The 16,573-nt window shown below is 60.3% G+C and carries 17 protein-coding genes and 1 pseudogene; 11 read left to right on the plus strand and 7 right to left on the minus strand.

Annotated elements, in window-relative coordinates; all coding sequences use genetic code 11:
* Together AP428_RS25815 and AP428_RS35905 are read left to right on the plus strand one after the other, a co-directional pair.
* Positions 1 to 1,168: pseudogene (locus AP428_RS25815) on the plus strand (IS3 family transposase).
* Complete coding sequence (locus AP428_RS35905) at positions 1,165 to 1,326, plus strand: AraC family transcriptional regulator (protein WP_200094992.1); 162 nt, start codon at positions 1,165 to 1,167, stop codon at positions 1,324 to 1,326. Before AP428_RS25815 ends, AP428_RS35905 begins: the two are co-directional and overlap by 4 nt.
* A gap of 231 nt (positions 1,327 to 1,557) precedes the next feature.
* On the opposite strand, the gene AP428_RS25820 is transcribed toward AP428_RS35905, so the two are convergent.
* From AP428_RS25820 to AP428_RS25830, 3 genes are all read right to left on the minus strand, one after another.
* Positions 1,558 to 2,631, minus strand: coding sequence for a porin (locus AP428_RS25820; protein ID WP_011548551.1), 1,074 nt, complete (start codon positions 2,629 to 2,631; stop codon positions 1,558 to 1,560).
* Positions 2,632 to 2,821: 190 nt separating this feature from the next.
* The gene (locus tag AP428_RS25825; RefSeq protein ID WP_011548552.1) at positions 2,822 to 4,264 is read right to left on the minus strand and encodes an MFS transporter; all 1,443 of its coding nucleotides are present in this window, start codon (positions 4,262 to 4,264) and stop codon (positions 2,822 to 2,824) included.
* Between the two features lie 236 nt (positions 4,265 to 4,500).
* Positions 4,501 to 5,424: a dihydrodipicolinate synthase family protein gene (locus AP428_RS25830; RefSeq protein ID WP_011548553.1), complete on the minus strand. Its 924-nt coding sequence runs from the start codon at positions 5,422 to 5,424 to the stop codon at positions 4,501 to 4,503.
* Between the two features lie 181 nt (positions 5,425 to 5,605).
* Between AP428_RS25830 and AP428_RS25835 the strand changes: the two genes are divergently transcribed.
* Both AP428_RS25835 and AP428_RS25840 read left to right on the plus strand, forming a co-directional pair.
* On the plus strand, positions 5,606 to 6,550 hold the full coding sequence (locus AP428_RS25835; RefSeq protein ID WP_011548554.1) for a LysR family transcriptional regulator: 945 nt from the start codon (positions 5,606 to 5,608) through the stop codon (positions 6,548 to 6,550).
* A gap of 137 nt (positions 6,551 to 6,687) precedes the next feature.
* Positions 6,688 to 6,945, plus strand: a complete 258-nt coding sequence (locus AP428_RS25840; protein ID WP_011548555.1) for a DUF4148 domain-containing protein — start codon at positions 6,688 to 6,690, stop codon at positions 6,943 to 6,945.
* Positions 6,946 to 7,312: 367 nt separating this feature from the next.
* Here AP428_RS25840 and AP428_RS25845 read toward each other — a convergent pair whose 3' ends face one another.
* Entirely contained in the window at positions 7,313 to 8,020 is a 708-nt protein-coding gene (locus AP428_RS25845; protein ID WP_011548556.1) for a pirin family protein, read from the minus strand.
* 83 nt (positions 8,021 to 8,103) lie between these two features.
* A complete protein-coding gene (locus tag AP428_RS25850; RefSeq protein WP_011548557.1) occupies positions 8,104 to 8,868 on the minus strand; it encodes an SDR family NAD(P)-dependent oxidoreductase in 765 nt (254 codons plus the stop codon).
* Positions 8,869 to 9,005: 137 nt separating this feature from the next.
* Between AP428_RS25850 and AP428_RS25855 the strand changes: the two genes are divergently transcribed.
* From AP428_RS25855 to AP428_RS25865, 3 genes are all read left to right on the plus strand, one after another.
* Positions 9,006 to 9,923: a LysR family transcriptional regulator gene (locus tag AP428_RS25855; RefSeq protein WP_011548558.1), complete on the plus strand. Its 918-nt coding sequence runs from the start codon at positions 9,006 to 9,008 to the stop codon at positions 9,921 to 9,923.
* 162 nt (positions 9,924 to 10,085) lie between these two features.
* Positions 10,086 to 11,051: an alpha/beta hydrolase gene (locus tag AP428_RS25860; RefSeq protein WP_011548559.1), complete on the plus strand. Its 966-nt coding sequence runs from the start codon at positions 10,086 to 10,088 to the stop codon at positions 11,049 to 11,051.
* Positions 11,052 to 11,084: 33 nt separating this feature from the next.
* A complete protein-coding gene (locus tag AP428_RS25865) occupies positions 11,085 to 11,489 on the plus strand; it encodes a nuclear transport factor 2 family protein (RefSeq protein WP_011548560.1) in 405 nt (134 codons plus the stop codon).
* Between the two features lie 283 nt (positions 11,490 to 11,772).
* Here the strand turns inward: AP428_RS25865 and AP428_RS25870 are convergent, their stop codons facing one another.
* On the minus strand, positions 11,773 to 12,867 hold the full coding sequence (locus AP428_RS25870; RefSeq protein ID WP_011548561.1) for an AraC family transcriptional regulator: 1,095 nt from the start codon (positions 12,865 to 12,867) through the stop codon (positions 11,773 to 11,775).
* Positions 12,868 to 12,999: 132 nt separating this feature from the next.
* Here AP428_RS25870 and AP428_RS36895 point away from each other — a divergent pair, with 132 nt between their 5' ends.
* The 4 genes from AP428_RS36895 to AP428_RS25885 all read left to right on the plus strand — a co-directional run bounded on the left by AP428_RS36895 (position 13,000) and on the right by AP428_RS25885 (position 15,120).
* A complete protein-coding gene (locus AP428_RS36895) occupies positions 13,000 to 13,209 on the plus strand; it encodes a hypothetical protein (protein WP_124920132.1) in 210 nt (69 codons plus the stop codon).
* Entirely contained in the window at positions 13,206 to 14,012 is an 807-nt protein-coding gene (locus AP428_RS25875) for an SDR family NAD(P)-dependent oxidoreductase (protein ID WP_011548562.1), read from the plus strand. Before AP428_RS36895 ends, AP428_RS25875 begins: the two co-directional genes overlap by 4 nt.
* Before the next feature lie 79 nt (positions 14,013 to 14,091).
* Complete coding sequence (locus AP428_RS25880; RefSeq protein WP_011548563.1) at positions 14,092 to 14,388, plus strand: YciI family protein; 297 nt, start codon at positions 14,092 to 14,094, stop codon at positions 14,386 to 14,388.
* 24 nt (positions 14,389 to 14,412) lie between these two features.
* A complete protein-coding gene (locus AP428_RS25885) occupies positions 14,413 to 15,120 on the plus strand; it encodes an SDR family oxidoreductase (RefSeq protein WP_011548564.1) in 708 nt (235 codons plus the stop codon).
* A gap of 143 nt (positions 15,121 to 15,263) precedes the next feature.
* Here the strand turns inward: AP428_RS25885 and AP428_RS25890 are convergent, their stop codons facing one another.
* On the minus strand, positions 15,264 to 16,550 hold the full coding sequence (locus AP428_RS25890; RefSeq protein WP_041489432.1) for an MFS transporter: 1,287 nt from the start codon (positions 16,548 to 16,550) through the stop codon (positions 15,264 to 15,266).
* Positions 16,551 to 16,573 lie beyond the last annotated feature (23 nt).

Consider the following 16,573-nt stretch of genomic DNA (forward strand, 5'->3'; position numbering starts at 1 on the left):
ATGAGCAAGCAACGACGTACGTTTTCCCCGGAGTTCAAACAGCAAGCCGCCTGTCTGGTGCTCGACCAGGGTTATAGCCATATGGAAGCAAGCCGCTCGGTCGGCGTCGGCGAGACGGTGCTGCGCCGCTGGGTGCAGCAACTTCAGATGGAACGCCAGGGCGTCACGCCGCAGGGCAAGGCAATCACGCCGGATCAACAGCGTATTCAGGAACTCGAGGCGCGTATCGAACGCCTCGAGCGTGAGAAGGCCATTTTAAAAAAGGCTACCGCGCTCTTGATGTCGGAAGGCATCGAACGTACGAAGTAATTGATCAGATTGGCGCAAGCGAATCGGTCGAGCTGATCTGCGCGGTATTCGACGTGTCGCGGTCCTGCCTGTATGCACACCGAGGGCGAGCCCGACGCGTTGATACCGAGCGCATGGTACTGCGTAGCCGGGTACACGAGCTGTTCATCGAGAGTCGAAGCTCTGCTGGCAGTCGCAGCATCATGGGCATGATGCGCGAGGAAGGTACGGCGATTGGACGCTTCAAGGTCAGCCGCTTGATGGAAGAACTCGGGTTGATCTGCAAGCAGCCGGGTCGCCATGCCTACAAGCAGGCCACGGTCGAGCGGATCGATATCCCGAACCATCTCAATCGCGAATTCGAGGTTGGTACGCCGAATCAGGTGTGGTGTGGTGTGGTGACATCACGTATGTCTGGGCGCAGGGACGTTGGCATTATCTGGCCGTAGTACTCGACCTGTTCACGCGTCGGGTTGTTGGCTGGGCGTTCTCGACACGCCCTGATGCCGATCTGGTCGTGCAGGCGTTGGAGATGGCCTATGAGCAACGTGGTCGACCGCAAGGCTTGCTGTTTCACTCGGATCAAGGCGGCCAATATGCAAGCCGGAAATTCCGTCAGCGCCTCTGGCGCTATCGGATACAGCAGAGCATGAGCCGTCGAGGAAATTGTTGGGATAACTCCCCGATGGAGAGGCTGTTCCGCAGCTTCAAGACCGAATGGCTACCGTCAGTGGGCTACATGTCGGCGCAGGAGGCACACCGGGACATCAGCCACTACCTGATGCACCGGTACAACTGGATACGGCCGCATCAGTTCAATGACGGACTGGCGCCGGCGGTTGCGGAAGAAAAACTTAACGCAGTGTCCGGGATTAGTTGACCACTACACACTACCTCGTCAATTCATCAATGTCCGGCGCAGAAATTTCCTTCCTGCTGGGTTTCGAAGATCCCAACTCCTTCGCGCGGGCATTTCAGGCATGGACCGGAAAAACCCCGCAAGCGGTGCGCTCGGCGCTCAGGCAAGACGGCCCCTGAATCCCTTCGCATGAGGTGCCTGGGTTCTGGCACTTGTCGCTGCTGGCGTCCACGTCGCTGTCACGGACTACCGAGCGGATGTCAGCGTTTCCCCTCTCGAATCAGCAGCTTAGCACCAGACTCGGCGGAATTTGCGAATCCCGAACGCCCCTCGTATATGACCGGCCCGTAACCGACCTCGCCGCCGAGCTTTTCAGAGACAGGAAGTGACGACAAAAGGGTGAACGCTTTCTAGAACGTGTGCCGAATGCCGACGGCAAAGGTGTTGCCGATGGGATGATCGCTCAGCTTGTCGATAGAGTAAATTGCGTAAATGTCCGTCCGCTTGGACAGCAGATGGTCGTAACCGAGTGCGGCAGTATTGCGAAGGCTGTTGGTCGTATGCGTAGGACCGGACCGTTGCGTACGCGCCCACTCAGCAAGCAGGAAATCGGCCGGTGTGAACGGGATCGAAAAACCCGCCTCGTACGTGTGGCTGCCTGTCGGCGTACTCACGTCACTTGTCATCGCCCACGCGCCATAAAGTGTCACGAGCTTGAAGTCATAGGCCGCGCCCGCGAGGTAGGCGTATTGTGCGCCCACTGGCCCCGCTGCGGTGTAGCGTACGCGCTGGCCGGACACCACTGCCGTGAGACCGTGACCTTGATAATTCAAATGCGCGCCGAGATTGCCGACGCCGGGCGACCCCGCAACGCCACCCAGGCCATAGATCACGGTTGCGCCGAAACCTTTGAAGTCCGGTGTTGTGTACTTGGCGGTGTTGTTCCACACCGTATCGCCAATGATCGTGCCACCATAGTTGGTCACGAACGTCTGGAGGACGAGAGGCGAAAAGACAGTCGACGAACTGAACGGGTTGATGAGGGATTCGGCCGTATAGGTCGGATTTCTTTGGCGCCCGAAGGTCAACTGACCGAAGTCGCCTTGAAAGCCCACGTACGCATTGCGTGAAAAGAACGGGTCTGTGGCATTGCGGCCCTGCGCGCCGTTTTGAGGCTGGAAGAAGCTCTCCAGAGCGAAGATGGCGCTGACACCGCCGCCCAGATCTTCCTTGCCGCGGATTCCCCAGAATGATGTGGTCAATCCGCCGCTGCCTATGAGTACCGTGGATTGAGGCGTATCGCTACGTTTGACACTGCCGACATAGGTGCCGACGATCCCATACAGCTGGACTTGCGAACCACTATCTGCGCGGGCGCCGACAGAGGTCAATGCGAGGCCGGCGCTGAGCATCGCTGCTACGCCAAGTGTGCCAGCGACTTTCCGCATCGAAGCGCGGGCCATGACCCGTTGTGCCTTTTTCATTTCCGTTGTCTCCATTCGTTTTGTTATATGCGATCTTTGCCGCACGACATCCGATAAGGACTACAAACAGAGTCGTGGAACGTTGTCGCTATCTGTGAACCTGTCGCGCTGAAATTATCGGTGTTTCGAACCAGGACGCTCCTTCCCCTTGACTCACATCAGGAGAAGGAGCGGCAAGGGATGCGAGCGGTTACGGGGAGATCTCTTCGAGAGCGCGATTGGTGGTCTCCACCATTCGCGAAGCTACAAAGAAACCCACAGCGCTGACCACCGCAAAAAGGATGAATACCGCCGCGATGCCCTTCCCTGTCAATACGACGCCCACGATCGCAGGCGCGGCAGCAGAAGCGGCCCGCAGCCAGGACGTCGCGAGGCCAGTACCAATCGCGCGCATCCGGGTCGGATAGATTTCAGGTGTGTACAGGTACAGCAGTACGGTTGTGGTTGCCATCACTGCGTATGCGGAAGATCCCAAGAACATCACTGACCAGGCACTACCTGCTCCATGAATACCCAGAGCGGCGAGCAGGATCCCGCTGATGATGAAGCAGGCCATTGCCCAGCGGCGGCGCCCGACACGATCGATCAGCAACGCGCAGGCAAGCACCCCGCACGTACTCAGGACGTTCGAGATGGACGCCATGTGAAGCGACTCTTGCAGCGGCAGATGGTAGACCGTCTTGTAGAGGCTGGGCAGCCAGTTGTTGATGCCGTTCGCGACAAAATATGAGGTCGCCCAAAGTAACCACACTACGATGGTGCGCCCGCGGTAGAACGGCGAAAAAAGTTCCTTCCACGATCCCGTCTGCTTCGACTGCAGGCCGTTCAGCAGGCCGACCACGCGCTCATCAACTTCGGCCTTCTGCGTTTTCGTATCAAGGTTTCGCTTGGGCGTGCTGGCCTCCAGTCGCTCGATGATTCCTTCCGCCTTATCGAAGCGCCCCTTTGAAATGAGCCAGCGCGGCGATTCCGGGAGTCGTGCGATCAGGAAGGCGACAATTATGCCCGGGATGCCCCCCACGAGGAACATGTACTCCCAACCGAAGCGGGGGACGATGAACGCCCCCAGTTGCGCGGCTGCGAGCAAACCCAGCGGGAAAATGAGTTCGTACAAAATAAAGAAACGTCCCCGGCCGTGCGCTTGCGACAGCTCGTTGATGTACGTGGCCGCGACGGGCACTTCTCCTCCCACGCCGATGCCTTGCAGAAAGCGCATTAGGAACAGCATATGGAAGCTGCCGGTGAATGCGCAGACGATGCTCATGGCCGACATCACGCCCACAGTCACCGTCGCACTCGGTACGCGACCGATGCGCTCAGCGAGCCAGCCGAACACCAACGCGCCTACGACCTGGCCGAGATAGCCGGCGGCGATCAGCACGCCGATCTGGCCGGCCGAGAGATGCCAGAGGCCAATCAATACGGGCAGTACGAAGGCAAGCGATAGGGCGTCGAATGCGTCAAAGAGGGTCGCGCTGCCCATGATGATACGGGCCTTGGTGTGCCACCGGCAGAACGGTACGTTCTCGATTCGGAACAGCAGGTTCGCCGCACGCAACTGCTCGCTCGTGGTGCGCGTTGCGCTCTCGGATTGACCAACACCGACGCTGTAGGCGGTCAAAGGGGTGTTCATGCTGTCTCCTGAAAAGCTGCATTTTATGGGCCCTCGGACTTCGTCTTTTTTAAGCACCGTCGCGCTTCTGTCTTGTAGTGTCGCGATGTTGGAGCTTGTTTGGTCGTTTCCCGATCCTGTTATGGGCGACGTGCGAAACGAGCGTTCGTGCGTCGCCGTGACGGCTTAACGCGGATAGCGAAGCGGGGGCAGCGCTTCGCTATCGTCATAACGGCTATGAATGCGCCGCTTCCGCGTCAGTCGACGAGGCCTGCCGAACGCAGTGCGTCGGCGATTTCAACGTCCGCGCCTTCCGCGAGCGGCAGCAGCGGCGAGCGCACCGTCGCGTGCTCGAGAATCCCGCGAGCCACGAGGCCGTGCTTGAGTGCCACGGTGCCTTCCATGTGCGAGCCACGGTGGTACACATTGCGCGTGACGGGCAGCAGACGATCGTGGATCGCGCGTGCGGCCGCGTAGTCTTTCGCCTTACCGGCCTTGATCAGCTCGATGAGCGGCTCGGGGGCCAGGCCGCCGTAGCCGACCAGTGCACCGTCAACGTCGAACATCGTGTGCAGCAGATACTCGTCGTGGCAGGTCAGGATTTGCAGTTCCGGACGCTCGCGACGGATGATGGGGATTTCAACATCCCAGCGACGCATGTTGCGCACGCCGTTTTTCATCGCGAACACGCCCGGCTGTGCGGCGATTTCGAGTTGCGTTTCGAGGTTGTACGTCGCCTTGGTGGCATCCGGGTACTGGAACAGGATCAGCGGCAGGCCGCTGCCTTCGTAGATGGCGCGGTAGCGGTCCTGCGGCGCACCCTTCTGGTAGCCGAAGCGCAACCAGCCGTGCGACGGATACACCAGACCAGCCGACGCGCCGGCCTCGACCGCGCGCTTCGCTTCGTCGACGGCGACTTGCGTACCTTCGAGCGTGATACCGGCGATGACCGGAATCTTGCCGTCGACGGACTTAACGAAGCTTTCGATGACCTGAGCCTGTTCTTTCTGCGTCATGAACGTGCCTTCGCCAGCGTGGCCGAGCACCGTCAGACCTTTCACGCCTTCAATGCTGCCGAGCCAGGAGCCCAGACGTTGAATTGCTGCATGGTCCACCGCGCCGTCGCGGGTGAAAGGGGTAACGGGTGCCGGGACCAGACCGCGCAGATCGATTGCTTTCATGACGTCTCCAAATGTGAGCTTTTCCGCTCCTCTTTCGTAGAGGAGAGCCCGCTGCTCGTTTCGCTTCAAGCTGGAACAACGGTGCATGCGTTGCAGTGTAGGGATGGACGCCTCATGCGAGAACTGCCTAGCAGCACATTTCAGATATACTGATTTGACATATCTGATTGGAGGCCGGAAAGTGGACTACGCGGCTTGGAAGCTTTTCATCGACGCGGCGGAACTCGGGAGCTTGAGCAAGGCGGCCGTTGCCTACGGAACCAGCCAGCCACATATCAGCCGCCAGATCGTTGAACTGGAGCAATACTGCGGCGGCCGCCTGTTCCAACGGACGGGGCGCGGCGTGGTATTGACCGATTTGGGGGCGCGGATTGCCCCGCGCGTCAGGACATGGCTGGCCAGCACGGAACAGTTATCCAACGACATTCGCAGTTCGGCCGGAGAGCCGATCGGCGTGGTCCGACTCGGAATCTTGCCCTCCACCGCTCATCCGCTGGTCAGCACGCTCTACCATCGCCTTCGAGAACGTTATCCCCTAGTGCAGTTACAGGTGCGCGAGGGTCAGGGGGCTTTGTTGGATACGTGGTTGGAAAACGGCAGTGTTGACCTCGCCATCCTCTTTCGAAATAGCCCGACGCCGAAAGACGGTGACGAGTATTTGGTTGAGGCGGCGACTTACCTGGTCGGCGCGGAAGGCGACCCTTTGACCAAGCACCCTACTATTGCTTTTTCAAAGCTCGACGGGATTCCGCTGGTCTTTTTCTGCCGCCCCAATAGCTGGCGCGACCGGCTCGAACAAATTGCCGGTGAACATCAGGTCTCCCTGAATTTTGCGGCAGAAGCCGACTCGTTGAGTCTGCAGGGCCACATCGTGGCCGATGGCGGCATCTATGGGTTGCTCGGACCTTACGCGATTGCCACTCTTGAAAAAGAATGCCGGTTGCAGGCGTCAATGGTGGTTGAGCCGTCCGTGCCGCGCTTCATTGCGCTGGCCATGTCGCCCCACGGCGAACTGACGCTGGCGTGCCGCACGGTGAAGCAGCTCACCAAGGAGATCGCGCGGTCGCGCGCCCTCTCCTCGGACCTGCGACTGGGCGTGTCCGCTGCCTTTCTGCGGTCCATCTGAAAGCTGTACGCGCGCAACAGTGTGCTTTTCGCAATGTAGTATTGTCAGAATAAGGGTAAATACCTAGCTTTAGGCGCATATACTTCGAGACTTCTAGCAGTACTTCAGTTGAACCGACGCCCAAAATTACGTATGTGATGAAACAGATTATCGTGACGGCTGGCCTCGCCCTGCTCGCCTCGGCTCCCCTTACGTCGTTCGCCCAGAGCGACATGCCGCTCTCGCGCGCACAAGTACGCGCCGAACTTGCGAACCTCGAACAAGCCGGCTACAACCCGCTTTCCGTTGATGTGGACTACCCGGCGGGGCTCCAAAAGGCTGAAGCGCGATTGCAGGCTGAGCAAACGTCATCGCAGCGTCAGGCCGCGATTCAATCCGGCGCACAGCAGCACTGATTTTTGCCGTTCTTTGGACGAAGAGCCGGCACGCCTCGTTTCGGCTGGCCGAATTCGGCCAGGGGCAGAATCATGATCTCTCGCACGGGGTGTCGGCCACAGATGCAGCGACGCTTCCAGGAGACGAACCGTCGTTCGAACGTCACGATGCCGGCGGCCGCGAGCGTCCCTTCCTGGCCGAACGCGGCCGGCCACCGCCCTACAACGCGCGACCGGCGCAGATCGACCCATCTCCGCCATAGGCAGCGTCAGTATCACAGTCTGCAGTTCGCTCCCCAAACAGCCACCCAACTCTCACGGACGCGTTTTCTCGAAGTCGGAAACAGCAATGAATGGGGCTGCGGCACGCCCTAATGGAGCCCTTGTCCTAGCGCAAGAGCTCAACAATCACGACATCAGTGTCGTCTCGCGCCCTCAATACGAGCCGCGCTTCATCTCGAACGGCAATGCCATCGCGTCGCGTCAGCCTGATCGGCCCTATGTCCAGTCGCCCATGATCCGCAACCAAATAAGCCGAACCGGGCATCGGCAAAACGTGCTGCATTGCCGCGCCTTCGCGCAGCGTCGCGATACGCACCCGCGCGTCGGCATGGAGGGGCAAAGCACCCGTGCGGACATCCTCCGGATCGCCGCTCGCCAGTGTGACGAATCGGCCCTCTCGACATCCTGGCGAACAGACCCGCGTCGAGCAGCGCGGCGTACCGGCCGGTGTGCGCGGACGGAGCCAGATCTGAAACTGCCGCGCGGGTATGTTTTCCTCGTTGCGCTCGGCATGATGGATCGCCGTGCCGGCACTCATCACGTGGACGCAGTTGGCAACCAGGCGCGCGCGATTGCCCGCATCGTCTTCGTGGGTGATGGCCCCCGAACGTACCCACGTGACGATCTCGACGTCGCGGTGAACACGAAGCCCGAGGCCCGCGTGCTGCGCGAATTCGATGTCGTTCCACATATGGAGCGGACCGAGCGGCGCATGGTCGGCGTGCCCGACGTCGCCCGCGCGGAAATGTTGGCGGACATCAACGCCGTCGCGCCGGATTGCGTCAAGCGAAGGAAAAGGCCGATGTTCAATCATGACGATGCTCGATTCGAGTGCGCCGGGCGTGGATCGCGATCGTCGAAGACCGCGTCCACCACACCCCGCGTGCTCAACCTGGCTCAGATCTGTTGCTGGCCGCCGTCGACGAACAATTCGATACCGTTCACGAAGCTCGCGTCGTCCGAGGCCAGGAACAGCGCCGCGCCGGCGATCTCTTCCGGTTCACCGAGGCGCCCCATCGGAATCAGGGAAGCCAGGTAATCGGCAAGCCCTTGCCGTTGCGTGGCGTCGTCACCGGCGAGGTCGAGCAGGCCCGGCGTGCGAGTCGCGCCCGGGCTGATCGTGTTCACGCGGACGCGGCGCTCCTTGAGGTCGAGAATCCAGCTGCGTGCAAAGGCACGCACCGCCGCTTTCGAAGCCGAATACACGCTGAACGCCGCGGTGCCTGCGCTACCTGCCGTCGAGCCGGTGAGAATCACCGATGCGCCCTCGGCAAGCAGCGGCAGCGCTTTTTGCACCGTGAACAGCACGCCCTTCACGTTGCGGTCGAAGGTGTCGTCGTAGTGCGCTTCGGTGATGTTGCCAAGCGGCAGCATCGAGCCGCCGCCGGCGTTCACGAACAGGACGTCGAGGCGCCCCTGTTCTTCCTTGATTTGCGCATACAGCGCGTCGAGTTCATCGAGCTGGGTGGAATCCGAACGGACGCCGGTCGCGTTGCCGCCGGCTTCGCGAATGCCTTTCACGGCGGCATCGAGTTCTACCTGTCGGCGGCCCGTGAGATAGACGTGCGCGCCTTCCGCCGCGAAACGTTGCGCGGTGGCGAGACCGATGCCGCTGGTTGCGCCGGTGACGAGTGCGATCTTGTTGTCGAGTTTGCGTGCCATGGTATTGCTCCTTTCGATGGTCGGTGGATGTTTGCGTCGCAGCGGCTTGCTGCGATGTGAGGAGAATATCGACGGCCTTATCTTTTCGAAATAGAATTGATCGCAATTTAACGTTGCATAAATGAAAAGATAAGGACATGGCTCAACTACCCGATTTCGAGGGGCTCGCGATGTTCGCGAAGGTGGCCGAGCACGGATCATTTGCAGCCGCAGCGCGCGCGACCGGCGTGTCGGTCGCCACGGTCTCGCGCGGCGTGGCCCGCCTGGAGGACCGGCTGGGTGCGCGGCTTTTCAATCGCACGTCGCGCCAGCTCTCGCTCACCGAGTTCGGCCGGACGATCAGCGAGAAAGCCGGCGAGATCTATCACCAGGCCGAGGAAGCGGAAAGCTCGGCGCGCGAAATGTCGGTGCAGCCACGCGGGCTGGTGCGGCTGGCCGTGCCGATGTCATATGGGCTGCGTTGGGTTGCGCCGCTGCTACCCGGCTTCTTTCGCGCGTATCCGGAGGTGTCAATCGACCTGCATCTATCGGATGCGTCGGTCGATCTGGTCGCCGATGGGTTCGACGCCGCCCTGCGTATCGCCGCGCTTCCGGATTCATCCCTGGTCGCGCGGCGGCTGTGCGCGGTGACGCAATTCGTGGTGGCGTCGCCAGAATATCTGAGACGTGAAGGACGACCCACGCATCCGCGCGAGCTGGTGGATCGCCCCTGTCTCTCATATGCGTACCGTGCGCGTAGCGCTGTATGGCGCTTCACGAACGACGCAGGCGAGGAGGAGCCGGTGATGCCGACGGGCCCGCTGCGCGTGACGAACTCCGATGCGCTGTTGCCCACGCTGCTCGATGGCCTTGCAATCGCCGAGCTGCCTGAATTCATCGCGGGCGAGTATTTGGCCGATGGCCGTCTTGAAGCGATCCTCACCGACTGGTCGCTGACGAAGGGTGGTCTTTACTTCGTTACGCCGTCGGCGCGCGCGCGGCCCGCGAAAGTCGCGGCGCTGTCGGATTACTTTGCCGAGCACCTTTCCGAGCCAACATGGCGGTGGCCGAAATGATCCATCGGCGCAGTTGATCAGCCGGCGTCCATCGTTGCATTCATGCAATGATGGATTTCAAACGATTCTATTTCGCAAATATTGTCCGATCCGTATTCTCCTTTCCACCGGCTGCACGACATCACGTCGCAAGCCACTGGACCAAGCAAAAGGAGAATCACGATGAATACGCAAGCCACACCGAACACGCCCGATACCGCGACGGTTACCTTCCTCGATGCGCTGAACAGTGCCACCGGCCCAGCAATCGAGACGCTCACGCCCGCCGAAGCGCGCGAAGTCTTGGCAGGCGCCCAGCGCAGCGTGCCGGTCGACGTCTCGGGCATTGACGTCACGCGCCGCACGGTCGAGCAGGACGGCCTGGTCGTGTCGCTTGTCGTCGTCAAGCCGCAGGATTCGCGCGGTGTGCTGCCCGTGTTCATGTTCTTCCACGGCGGTGGCTGGATTCTCGGCGACTACCCGACGCATGAGCGTCTCGTGCGGGATCTTGTTGTCCAGTCGGGCTCGGCGGCGGTGTTCGTCGAATACACGCCTTCGCCCGAAGCGCGCTATCCGGTCGCGATCAACGAAGCCTACGCCGCGACGAAGTGGGTTGCCGCACATGGCGCGGAGATCGGCGTCGATGGTGCGCGGCTGGCCGTCGTGGGCAACAGCGTGGGCGGCAACATGGCCGCGGTCGTCAGCCAGATGGCGAAGGACCGTCAAGGCCCGGCAATCCGCTTCCAGGGCCTCATGTGGCCGGTGGCCGACCACGCGTTCGACAATGCCTCGTACGACGCCTTTGCAAATGGCTACTTCCTGAGCCGCGACATGATGAAGTGGTTCTGGAATGCCTACACGATCGACGAAGGTGAGCGCAACGAACGCTACGCGTCGCCGCTGCGCGCGTCACTCGACGAATTGAAGGGCTTGCCGCCCGCGCTCATCCAGACGGCGCAGTTCGACGTGCTGCGCGACGAAGGCGAAGCATATGGATATCGGCTCGACCAGGCGGGCAACGACGTGACGACGATCCAGTACAAAGGCACGATCCACGACTTCGGCCTACTCAACGTGCTTGCTGCGGACGCACCGACGCGCGCAGCGATGCAGCAGATGGCGACTGCGTTGAAGACGCATCTGCAATGAATCGCATCCTTTAACGCCTTTATCGAGCCGATCATGAACGACGCTAAACAACTGCTTTCCGCTTATCTCGAATCGATTCGTGACCCACGTGCGGCCGCTGCACTGTTTGCCGACGATGGCGTGCTGGAGCTCCCTTATCTGAAGTCGCTTGGCATTGACGGGCGAGCACAGGGGCCAAAAGCGATCGAAGGCTTCATCGCCTCGCTGCTCGCGAAAGTACCGGATTTTTCGTTCAGAAATGTGCGGCTGCTGATCGAAACGCCTGAGCAGGTATTCGCCGAATATGAAGTCGAAGCGCTCGTGCCATCGACGGGGAAAATCTATCGACAGATGTACGCAGGGCGGCTGGTGGCGAACAACGGCAAAATCCTGCTCTTGCGCGAAGCACTGGATACAATGGCTGCGGCACGCGCATTCTCGACGGCGCAGGCCATTTGAAGAGATGACGATGAAAGGCCGCTTGATCAATCGAAGCGGCCTGCCGCTGTTTCATCCCGACTGGTCGCTTCTGGCCGGTTTCCGCCCAACACGGTCGGCTGTAGCCGACCCTGAAGCGACAGTCGCCGGTCCAGAGAGCGGTCATTCAACGTGCGCATCGATGAACGGGCGGATGCTTCGAACGCCTTCTTCGGCGAGGCAAGCCGATGTATCCCGGCGCATCGTCGCGCGCACAAATTTCGCCCGAGATCGAAATCCCGATGAGTCAGTTGGCGCTTAGCTACTACACCCCGGCTGTATCCGCATTCGACTCGCTATTGCTAACACCAATCTCCGTTCGTACCTTGTGCGGCGTTTTGCCAGTCCATGAGTGGAACGCGCGAGCAAAGGAATTGGAATCGTCGAATCCCAGTAGAAAGGAGATCTCGGCGCTAGACATCGTAGTGTTGCCAAGATAGTGATAGGCCAACGATTCACGCAAAGTGTCCAGCGTTTGCTGGAACGAGGTTCCCTCATCTTGAAGCCTGCGCTGCAACGTGCGGACGCTGACCGCAAGTTTTCGACTGATCACTTGCATGGACACCTCTCCTGCCGGGAGCGTCTCCAGCAGGGTACTGCGCACTCTTTCCGCCATACTGGCCGTCCTATCCAAATCCGCTAGTCTCTGACGTAGCGATGGCTCGAAGAACTGCCACATTTTGTGGTTTTCGGTCAGGAATGGCCGCTCGATATCCTCAGCAGCGAATACAACGGTGGCTAAGGGCGCATCTGTCACTGGCACGCCGAAATATGCTTGGTAGGCGGCCACGCTGTCATTCGATTCGCCCGTCGCCAACGGCCAACTCACTCGTAATGGGCGTACCGGACTTCGTGTCGCCAAGCGTGCTAGTTGCACGAAAAAGACCAGCTTGAAAGTGAGAAATACATCGGGTGGCGGCAGGGTGTGATCCAAGAAGTCGATGGAAACTGTGGTGTGCTCGATCGCTCGATCGATCCGAATGATCATGGGCGCTATCAGTCTGACGTACTTCGCGATTCGGTCGAGTGCTCCGCCCATATTTGAACTACATAGCGCGGCGAAAAGCTCGGGATCGAACCAGTCCGACGACATCACCTTTGCGATTTGCAGCGCTGCCGGTACGTCCGCGTTGATTGTCGCTGCCTCGGCCTCAATGGCCTTCCACAACATGAAGAAACTGGTCGGATCGAGGCGAACGTTCTGACGCGAAAACAGATCCCCCGGTAGCTGCGCACGGCGCAAAACCGGCGAAGCTGCAATGCCTGCATCCTGCATCAACAAGCGCCATCCGGGCCAAATGGCATAGTCCGTCGGATGGCCATGCCGACCGCTCGGGGGATAGTTACTTTTCGTATTCATCGCATGAGTCTATCCCGCAGATCGCGCCATCACAATAGCAAAACCCGCCACTTGGGACCGCGTAAATATTGGCGTGTTCGGCGAGTCTGTTGGCGTGATCGGCTAGTGTCCATGGCGCGATCGGCAGGCAGAATGGCAGCAACCGTCGAGGATCGTCAGAATTGGTTTGCACCTCGAATCGCGCGTCATGCCGTTGCCGAGCCAGCATGGCCATCCACTCTAGCCAGCCTCGCCGAGTCGTTCTTGAAGGAGGCCGGCAATGACGAACTCGGATCCATCTACATCAACAATTTTTCGCAAGCCTTCATAGGCCATTTCGAATACCGGGAGCTGGAGAGATGAAGAAGACAATTTTGATTACTGGGGCATCGTCGGGCTTTGGTTTGATGCTGGCGAACAAACTCCACAAGGACGGCTTCAACGTGATCGGCACCAGTCGTCAGCCGGAAAAATACGCGCGGAACGTGCCCTTCAAGTTGCTGCGCCTTGATATCGACGACGACACTTCTATCGAGTCGTTCACGCATGAGCTTTTCACCTATACGAAGCAACTTGACGTTCTCGTCAACAATGCGGGCTACATGGTGACGGGTATCGCTGAAGAGACACCGCTTGAAGTCGGGCGGCAGCAGTTCGAAACGAACTTCTGGGGAACGGTCAAGGTCACGAACGCCTTGCTCCCCTTCTTTCGCAAGCAAAAGAGCGGGCAGATCATCACCGTCAGTTCCATCGTTGGCTTGATCGGCCCGCCGAATCTGTCCTATTACTCGGCTTCGAAGCATGCGGTCGAAGGTTATTTCAAAGCCCTGCGTTTCGAGCTGAACCAGTTCAACATCAAAGTCAGCGTGGTCGAGCCGGTGTGGTTCAAAACCAACCTTGGACAAAATTCGGTTTCGTCTACAGGTGGCAATATCCCCGACTACGACGCTTACCGCAAACAGGTTCGTGCCGCCACGCAAAAAGGTATCGATGAGGCCGAGGCGCCTGATGCGGTTGTGCACACCATCACGAAAATGATCGGCACGAAAGAACCGAAGTTCAGCAATCCGGTTGGCAAGATGACGGGGATGATTCTTTTCCTGCAAAGCTATGCGCCCAAGATGTTCGAAAGCTCGATTCTCAAGAGCGTCAGGACCGCCGGATAAGCACGCCGGAGGCGAGTAGAACGAACCGAACCGTCAAGCTAGAACGGTTATGGTTCAGAATATTCAATAAGGAGTATTGATGAAATATTACCTGTGCAAGTTCATTCCTCCGCGACCCGACTTTCTCGCGACAATGTCGGACGACGAGTTGAAGTTGATGAAGCGACATGGCGCCTTTCTCGATGAGTTGTTCGCGCAAGGCGTGATCGTGGCACACGGTCCTGTGATTGATGACACTGGTGGCTATGGTGTCTCCCTCTACCAAATTCCGGACGAGGATGACATTGCCGCTTTCACCTCACAAGATCCCATCGTGCAAAACGGCGTCGGTCACTACGAGCACTACGTCATGCTGCGTTTGACATCGCACAACTGACCCACTCTCTGTAAGGAAGTCTTCATGAAAATCCAAGGTTCTGTCGCGCTCGTTACGGGTGCCAATCGCGGACTGGGTGCAGCCTTCACCCGCGCCTTGCTTACCGCTGGCGCGGCCAAGGTCTATGCAGCAGCGCGCGAAGCGTCCACCGTCACCGCATCTGGCGTGGTGCCCGTACGGCTCGACGTGACTCGCGCCGATCAGGTCGAAGCGCTCGCCCGCGAATTGGGCGACGTCAGCTTGCTGGTGAACAACGCCGGCATCGGAGGCTCCGGCGCAGTGCTTGCACCATCATCGATCGATATGCTGCGACAGCAGTTCGAGACAAATGCCGTGGGGCCGTTACGGATGGCGCAAGCGTTCGCGCCGATCCTGGCGGCGTCTGGCAGTAGTGCCATGATCAATGTCATTTCCGCGCTCAGTTGGGCGACTCTGCCAGGCATTACCGGCAGTTACAGCGCATCGAAGGCCGCCGCTTGGGCCTTGAGTAACGCGATGCGGCAGGAATTAAGTGCCCAAGGCACAGAAGTTCTTTCGCTGCATGTCGCCTTCATGGATACCGACATGGCGCGGGGCGTACCCGGCCCCAAGGCTTCCCCAGACGAGGTTGCGCGTATGGCTCTCGCCGCATTAGAGGCCGGTCACTCAGAACTCTTGGCGGATGAGGTTACCCGCAGCGTACATGCTGGCCTGACGGCAGTGCCACCGATGTATCTAGGAATGCTTGGATGACGCCCGGTCCGAGGCGCGCCCCGAGCCACGGGAATGAGCTGCACCGGCTATCCTCTCTCTTGGGACGATGTTCGTTGTGTCCGGTGGAGGAGGCAAGTACGGTCACACTTACTCCAGCGTAGCCAATTCAACGGATTACTTCATCAGGCGGCCCGGCGCATCTGCGAAACGGCCCGCGCGCGCACCGCGAACGTCAGGATAACCGCACCGGCGAGCGCCGACGCGCCCGCAAGCACGAACGCACTTGCATACCCACCACCATACTGGACGAGCCAGCCGGTCAAGCTTGGCGACAGGATGCCTGCGAGATTCGCGAGCAGATGAACGAACCCGCCGGCCGAGCCGACGCGTTCGCGAGGCACGATTTCCTGCAGCAACGACCAGCAAGCCTGCGGTGCCATGAACGCGAAAAGGCTTGCGATCGCGATCAACGTGACGGCCGCGCCGAGCGAACTCACCCGTGACGCCAGCAGCACGCACGCCGCCGCCACCGCCAGCCCGACGACGATCACGATCTTGCGCGCGAACAGCACGTCGCCGGTGCGCCGGTAGATGCGGTCCGACACGGTGCCGCCGGCCACGAAACCGACGGTCGCGCCGAGCCAGGGCAGAATCCCGACGACGCTCATCTGCTTGATGTTTAGATGCTGGTAGTCGGTGAGATAGCTGGGCAACCATGACAGGAAGAAATAGAGCACGTAGTTGAAGCTGAAGAACGCGAGCGCGACGCCGAGCACCGGCCGCGACAGCAGATCGCGCAGCAGCGGACGCGCGGCGCGCTCGTCCGCATGCGCATCCAGTGAGACGCCGACCGTCCGGTCGGATGCGATCTCGCGCACCTCTTCCGGCGACACGCGCGGGTGGCTCGCCGGATCGTCGCGGAACAACGCCCACCACGCGGCCAGCCACACGAAGCCGAGCGTGGCGATCACGACGAACGAAACGCGCCAGCCAAACTGCAGCGCAACCAGGCCGACGATCGGCGCCGCGATCGCCGCACCGAGCGGCTGCCCGGCGTTGGTCCAGCCGACCGCGCGCCCCGCTTCGCGGCGCGGGAACCAGTTCGAGATCGCCTTGTTGGTGGTCGTCCCCATCGGCCCTTCGCCGATCCCGAACGCGACGCGCACGATCAGTAGGTGCGCGAACGACCCGGCGAGCGCTGTCGCGCCGCAGAACAGAGACCACACGCCCGCCGCGCACGCGAACACGCGACGCGGCCCGAACCGGTCCGCGGCCCAGCCGCCGACGAAGCAAAACACGCAGTAGCCGATGAAGAAGCTGCTGAACAGGATACCCATCTGCGCGTCGTCGATGCCGAGTTCGCGCTTGATGATCGGCGCGACGACGGACAGCGCCGCGCGATCGAGATAGTTCAGCATGCCGGCGCCGAACAGCAGCGCGCCGATCCACCAGCGGTAACGCGTTTTCATGTTGTCTCCTGTCGAGCCGGGCA

The sequence above is a fragment of the Burkholderia sp. E168m22 genome, assembly GCF_001319805.1.
GTDB lineage: Bacteria > Pseudomonadota > Gammaproteobacteria > Burkholderiales > Burkholderiaceae > Burkholderia > Burkholderia orbicola.

Coding starts and splice junctions, on each gene's coding strand:
- AP428_RS25820 (WP_011548551.1), bottom strand. CDS start 2,631: ATGAAAAAGGCACAACGGGTCATGGCCCGCGCTTCGATGCGGAAAGTC.
- AP428_RS25825 (WP_011548552.1), bottom strand. CDS start 4,264: ATGAACACCCCTTTGACCGCCTACAGCGTCGGTGTTGGTCAATCCGAG.
- AP428_RS25830 (WP_011548553.1), bottom strand. CDS start 5,424: ATGAAAGCAATCGATCTGCGCGGTCTGGTCCCGGCACCCGTTACCCCT.
- AP428_RS25840 (WP_011548555.1), top strand. CDS start 6,688: ATGAAACAGATTATCGTGACGGCTGGCCTCGCCCTGCTCGCCTCGGCT.
- AP428_RS25845 (WP_011548556.1), bottom strand. CDS start 8,020: ATGATTGAACATCGGCCTTTTCCTTCGCTTGACGCAATCCGGCGCGAC.
- AP428_RS25850 (WP_011548557.1), bottom strand. CDS start 8,868: ATGGCACGCAAACTCGACAACAAGATCGCACTCGTCACCGGCGCAACC.
- AP428_RS25855 (WP_011548558.1), top strand. CDS start 9,006: ATGGCTCAACTACCCGATTTCGAGGGGCTCGCGATGTTCGCGAAGGTG.
- AP428_RS25860 (WP_011548559.1), top strand. CDS start 10,086: ATGAATACGCAAGCCACACCGAACACGCCCGATACCGCGACGGTTACC.
- AP428_RS25865 (WP_011548560.1), top strand. CDS start 11,085: ATGAACGACGCTAAACAACTGCTTTCCGCTTATCTCGAATCGATTCGT.
- AP428_RS25870 (WP_011548561.1), bottom strand. CDS start 12,867: ATGAATACGAAAAGTAACTATCCCCCGAGCGGTCGGCATGGCCATCCG.
- AP428_RS36895 (WP_124920132.1), top strand. CDS start 13,000: ATGGCAGCAACCGTCGAGGATCGTCAGAATTGGTTTGCACCTCGAATC.
- AP428_RS25875 (WP_011548562.1), top strand. CDS start 13,206: ATGAAGAAGACAATTTTGATTACTGGGGCATCGTCGGGCTTTGGTTTG.
- AP428_RS25880 (WP_011548563.1), top strand. CDS start 14,092: ATGAAATATTACCTGTGCAAGTTCATTCCTCCGCGACCCGACTTTCTC.
- AP428_RS25885 (WP_011548564.1), top strand. CDS start 14,413: ATGAAAATCCAAGGTTCTGTCGCGCTCGTTACGGGTGCCAATCGCGGA.
- AP428_RS25890 (WP_041489432.1), bottom strand. CDS start 16,550: ATGAAAACGCGTTACCGCTGGTGGATCGGCGCGCTGCTGTTCGGCGCC.